The sequence below is a fragment of the Chryseobacterium sp. CG10_8 genome (assembly GCF_058117085.1).
Map to the genome: position 1 here is coordinate 1 of NZ_JBYVEB010000146.1, position 5,470 is coordinate 5,470.

At 46.5% G+C, this 5,470-nt stretch carries 2 tRNA genes and 3 rRNA genes; all 5 read left to right on the forward strand.

The features are described 5' to 3' along the window. Window positions 1-384 precede the first annotated feature (384 nt). The 5 genes from AC4AGG_RS15115 to rrf all read left to right on the forward strand — a co-directional run bounded on the left by AC4AGG_RS15115 (window position 385) and on the right by rrf (window position 5,431). Window positions 385-1,902 (forward strand): 16S ribosomal RNA (locus AC4AGG_RS15115). 198 nt (window positions 1,903-2,100) lie between these two features. Next, window positions 2,101-2,174: transfer RNA gene (locus AC4AGG_RS15120), tRNA-Ile, on the forward strand. Between the two features lie 48 nt (window positions 2,175-2,222). Further along, window positions 2,223-2,296: transfer RNA gene (locus AC4AGG_RS15125), tRNA-Ala, on the forward strand. Between the two features lie 154 nt (window positions 2,297-2,450). Further along, window positions 2,451-5,201 (forward strand): 23S ribosomal RNA (locus AC4AGG_RS15130). Between the two features lie 122 nt (window positions 5,202-5,323). Further along, window positions 5,324-5,431 (forward strand): 5S ribosomal RNA (rrf, locus tag AC4AGG_RS15135). The 16S, 23S and 5S rRNA genes sit together here with 2 tRNA genes alongside, the layout of an rRNA operon. Window positions 5,432-5,470 lie beyond the last annotated feature (39 nt).

The window sequence follows — 5,470 nt, forward strand, 5'->3', positions numbered from 1 at the left end:
TCCCAAACAATGGGAAGCGAAGGCGACTAATTAGGAAATAGACAGCAAAAAAGATTTTAAAAAAATCAAAAAAAAGTTTGCAGGTTTAAAAAATAGTTATACTTTTGCAGTCCCAATGAGGGGAAGAGTAGAAGAGCATTTTGAAATAGACAATTAGAAAAGAAAGTTGATTAAGGCTTACGAAAAAAAGTTTCAAAAAAGTTTCAAAAAATTTTGTCAGTTAAAAAATAAGTTTTACTTTTGCACTCGCAAATCAGAAATCACTTGACAGAGTGTCTGAGGCGCGAGAAGATAAGAGATCATTAACATAACAATATACGACCAAATAAAAGTAAGGAAAAAGACCAAAGCGTAATAAAAACTTTGAGTGAGTCAGACAAACATACAATGGAGAGTTTGATCCTGGCTCAGGATGAACGCTAGCGGGAGGCCTAACACATGCAAGCCGAGCGGTAGAGTTTCTTCGGAAACTTGAGAGCGGCGTACGGGTGCGGAACACGTGTGCAACCTGCCTTTATCTAGGGGATAGCCTTTCGAAAGGAAGATTAATACCCTATAATATATTAGATGGCATCATTTGATATTGAAAACTCCGGTGGATAAAGATGGGCACGCGTAAGATTAGATAGTTGGTGAGGTAACGGCTCACCAAGTCAATGATCTTTAGGGGGCCTGAGAGGGTGATCCCCCACACTGGTACTGAGACACGGACCAGACTCCTACGGGAGGCAGCAGTGAGGAATATTGGACAATGGGTGAAAGCCTGATCCAGCCATCCCGCGTGAAGGAATAAGGACCTATGGTTTGTAAACTTCTTTTCTACAGGGATAAACCTACCCACGTGTGGGTAGCTGAAGGTACTGTAGGAATAAGCACCGGCTAACTCCGTGCCAGCAGCCGCGGTAATACGGAGGGTGCAAGCGTTATCCGGATTTATTGGGTTTAAAGGGTCCGTAGGCGGACTCGTAAGTCAGTGGTGAAATCTTATCGCTTAACGATAAAACTGCCATTGATACTGCGAGTCTTGAGTATAGTTGAGGTAGCTGGAATAAGTAGTGTAGCGGTGAAATGCATAGATATTACTTAGAACACCAATTGCGAAGGCAGGTTACCAAGTTATAACTGACGCTGAGGGACGAAAGCGTGGGGAGCGAACAGGATTAGATACCCTGGTAGTCCACGCTGTAAACGATGCTAACTCGTTTTTGGGGCTTTATGCTTCAGAGACCAAGCGAAAGTGATAAGTTAGCCACCTGGGGAGTACGCTCGCAAGAGTGAAACTCAAAGGAATTGACGGGGGCCCGCACAAGCGGTGGATTATGTGGTTTAATTCGATGATACGCGAGGAACCTTACCAAGACTTAAATGGGAATTGACAGATTTAGAAATAGATCTTTCTTCGGACAATTTTCAAGGTGCTGCATGGTTGTCGTCAGCTCGTGCCGTGAGGTGTTAGGTTAAGTCCTGCAACGAGCGCAACCCCTGTCACTAGTTGCTAACATTAAGTTGAGGACTCTAGTGAGACTGCCTACGCAAGTAGAGAGGAAGGTGGGGATGACGTCAAATCATCACGGCCCTTACGTCTTGGGCTACACACGTAATACAATGGCCGGTACAGAGGGCAGCTACACTGCGAAGTGATGCGAATCTCGAAAGCCGGTCTCAGTTCGGATTGGAGTCTGCAACTCGACTCTATGAAGCTGGAATCGCTAGTAATCGCGCATCAGCCATGGCGCGGTGAATACGTTCCCGGGCCTTGTACACACCGCCCGTCAAGCCATGGAAGTCTGGGGTACCTGAAGTCGGTGACCGTAAAAGGAGCTGCCTAGGGTAAAACAGGTAACTAGGGCTAAGTCGTAACAAGGTAGCCGTACCGGAAGGTGCGGCTGGAACATCTCATTTTAGAGTGACTTTTAGTCATAAAAAATTTAAAAAGAGCTTGCTCAAAGAAACGCTTTGGTTTTTTTTTACTTTGGTCGGTATATTATAAAATAAACCCCTAAAATTAGTATCAGGGAATAGAGATACAAGAGCCAAGAGCCAAGAATCGAGACAGAAAGAGTCTTGTGTCTAGCATCTTGGGTCTAAAAGTCTAAAGACAGTCTCGTAGCTCAGCTGGTTAGAGCGCTACACTGATAATGTAGAGGTCGGCAGTTCGAGCCTGCCCGAGACTACTAATTTTAATTACTAATTAAGAATTATTAATTATTAATTACAAACAGGGGGAATTAGCTCAGCTGGCTAGAGCGCCTGCCTTGCACGCAGGAGGTCAAGGGTTCGACTCCCTTATTCTCCACAATTTTGGAAGACTGGTTTAAAAGTTACGGATGGAGCCAAAAACAACATCTGTTCATCAGTAAGAAAAAAAGAATTAAGATCATTGACATTAACGGTAAAGACATCACAAAGAGAAAACCGAGCATGAAAGAGTGCTCGAGTAACAAATTAGGAAAGAAATCGTTAAGGGCGTATGGCGGATGCCTAGGCTTTCAGAGGCGACGAAGGACGTGGTAAGCTGCGAAAAGCTACGGGGATTGGCACACACGAATTGATCCGTAGATATCCGAATGGGGCAACCCAATACATTGAAGATGTATTACCTCGTAAGAGGAGCAAACCCGGAGAACTGAAACATCTAAGTACCCGGAGGAAAAGAAATCGAAGAGATTCCGTAAGTAGTGGCGAGCGAAAGCGGATTAGCCCAAAAGTCTTTATATGTTTAATAGAACGTTCTGGAAAGAACGGCCATAGAGGGTGATAGCCCCGTATATGAAAGGCATACATAGATGATAAATGAGTAGGGCGGGACACGTGAAATCCTGTCTGAATATGGGGGGACCATCCTCCAAGGCTAAATACTCCTGAAAGACCGATAGTGAACAAGTACTGTGAAGGAAAGGTGAAAAGCACTTCGAATAGAAGGGTGAAATAGATCCTGAAACCGTACGCCTACAAGCGGTCGGAGCACCTATATGGTGTGACGGCGTGCCTTTTGCATAATGAGCCTACGAGTTAATTTTACTAGCGAGGTTAAGGATTTAAGATCCGGAGCCGAAGCGAAAGCGAGTCTGAATAGGGCGCATAGTTAGTAGGATTAGACGCGAAACCTTGTGATCTACCCATGGGCAGGTTGAAGCTGTGGTAACACACAGTGGAGGACCGAACCGGTTGACGTTGAAAAGTCTTCGGATGACTTGTGGGTAGGGGTGAAAGGCCAATCAAACTGGGAGATAGCTCGTACTCTCCGAAATGCATTTAGGTGCAGCGTCGATGTTAAGTTTATTAGAGGTAGAGCTACTGATTGGATGCGGGGGTTTCATCGCCTACCAATTCCTGACAAACTCCGAATGCTAATAAATGTTCGTCGGCAGTGAGGGCATGGGTGCTAAGGTCCATGTCCGAAAGGGAAAGAACCCGGACCAACAGCTAAGGTCCCTAAATCTATACTAAGTTGAAACAACGCGGTTGGACTGCATTGACAGCTAGGATGTTGGCTTGGAAGCAGCCATTCATTTAAAGAGTGCGTAACAGCTCACTAGTCGAGCGGTCCGGCATGGATAATAATCGGGCATAAGTATAGTACCGAAGCTATGGGATTAATTTAATTAATCGGTAGGAGAGCATTCTGTTTGCGCCGAAGCAGTATCGTGAGGTATTGTGGAGCGGACAGAAAAGAAAATGTAGGCATAAGTAACGATAAAGGGGGCGAGAAACCCCCTCACCGAAAGACTAAGGTTTCCTCAGCCATGCTAATCAGCTGAGGGTTAGTCGGGACCTAACGCGAACCCGAAAGGGGTAGTGGATGGACAATGGGTTAATATTCCCATACTTGCTCACACTAAAAAGGGGACGGAGTGACGTAGCTACTGGAGACTGACGGAATAGTCAAGACCTAGCCTTCGGGCGAAGTTGTTGTAGTGAAATCGCTTCCAAGAAAAGCCGAAGTGAAGCAACCCGTACCAAAACCGACACAGGTAGTCGAGGAGAGAATCCTAAGGTGCTCGAGTGAGTCGTGGCTAAGGAACTAGGCAAAATAGTCTCGTAACTTCGGAAGAAGAGACGCCAACAGCAATGTTGGCCGCAGTGAAGAGGCCCAGGCGACTGTTTATCAAAAACACAGGACTCTGCTAAATCGAAAGATGCTGTATAGGGTCTGACACCTGCCCGGTGCTGGAAGGTTAAGGAAGGGCGTTAGCGTAAGCGAAGCGTTTGACTGAAGCCCCAGTAAACGGCGGCCGTAACTATAACGGTCCTAAGGTAGCGAAATTCCTTGTCGGGTAAGTTCCGACCTGCACGAATGGTGTAACGATCTGGGCACTGTCTCAGCCACGAGCTCGGTGAAATTGTAGTATCGGTGAAGATGCCGATTACCCGCAATGGGACGAAAAGACCCTGTGAACCTTTACTATAACTTCGTATTGACTTTGAGTAAGCAATGTGTAGGATAGGTGGGAGACTTTGAAGCTGGCACGCTAGTGTCGGTGGAGTCGTTGTTGAAATACCACCCTTTGCTTACTTGGAGCCTAACTTCGAAAGAAGGACATTGCGTGGTGGGTAGTTTGACTGGGGTGGTCGCCTCCAAAAGAGTAACGGAGGCTTTCAAAGGTACCCTCAGCACGCTTGGTAACCGTGCGTAGAGTGTAATGGCATAAGGGTGCTTGACTGTGAGACCTACAAGTCGATCAGGTGCGAAAGCAGGACATAGTGATCCGGTGGTTCCGCATGGAAGGGCCATCGCTCATAGGATAAAAGGTACTCCGGGGATAACAGGCTAGTCTCCCCCAAGAGCTCACATCGACGGGGAGGTTCGGCACCTCGATGTCGGCTCGTCACATCCTGGGGCTGGAGAAGGTCCCAAGGGTTGGGCTGTTCGCCCATTAAAGTGGCACGCGAGCTGGGTTCAGAACGTCGTGAGACAGTTCGGTCTCTATCTATTGCGGGCGTTAGATGTTTGAGAGGGCTTGAATCTAGTACGAGAGGACCGATTTGAACAAACCTCTGGTGTATCTGTTGTGCCGCCAGGCGCACCGCAGAGTAGCTATGTTTGGAAAGGATAAGCACTGAAAGCATATAAGTGCGAAACCTGCCTCAAGATGAGACATCTTTTAAGGGTCGTGGGAGATGACCACGTTGATAGGCTACAGGTGTAAAGTTGGTAACAGCATAGCCGAGTAGTACTAATTACCCGTAGATTTATAGCCTAATTGTCGAGCACTCTGCTTCAAGGTTTGCTCTTTGTGATATGTTTTTATCGATAAAAGTAGTATGCTTTACGCTGTAAGCTTAATGCTTATAGCTTATTGCTTACCACATATAAAACCTTTAGGGTGGTTTTAGCGGTGGGGCTCACCTGTTCCCATTCCGAACACAGAAGTTAAGCCCACCAGCGCCGATGGTACTGCGAAAGCGGGAGAGTAGGTCGCCGCCAATTTTTTTAAAAGCTCATCAGTTTTCTGATGAGCTTTTTTTT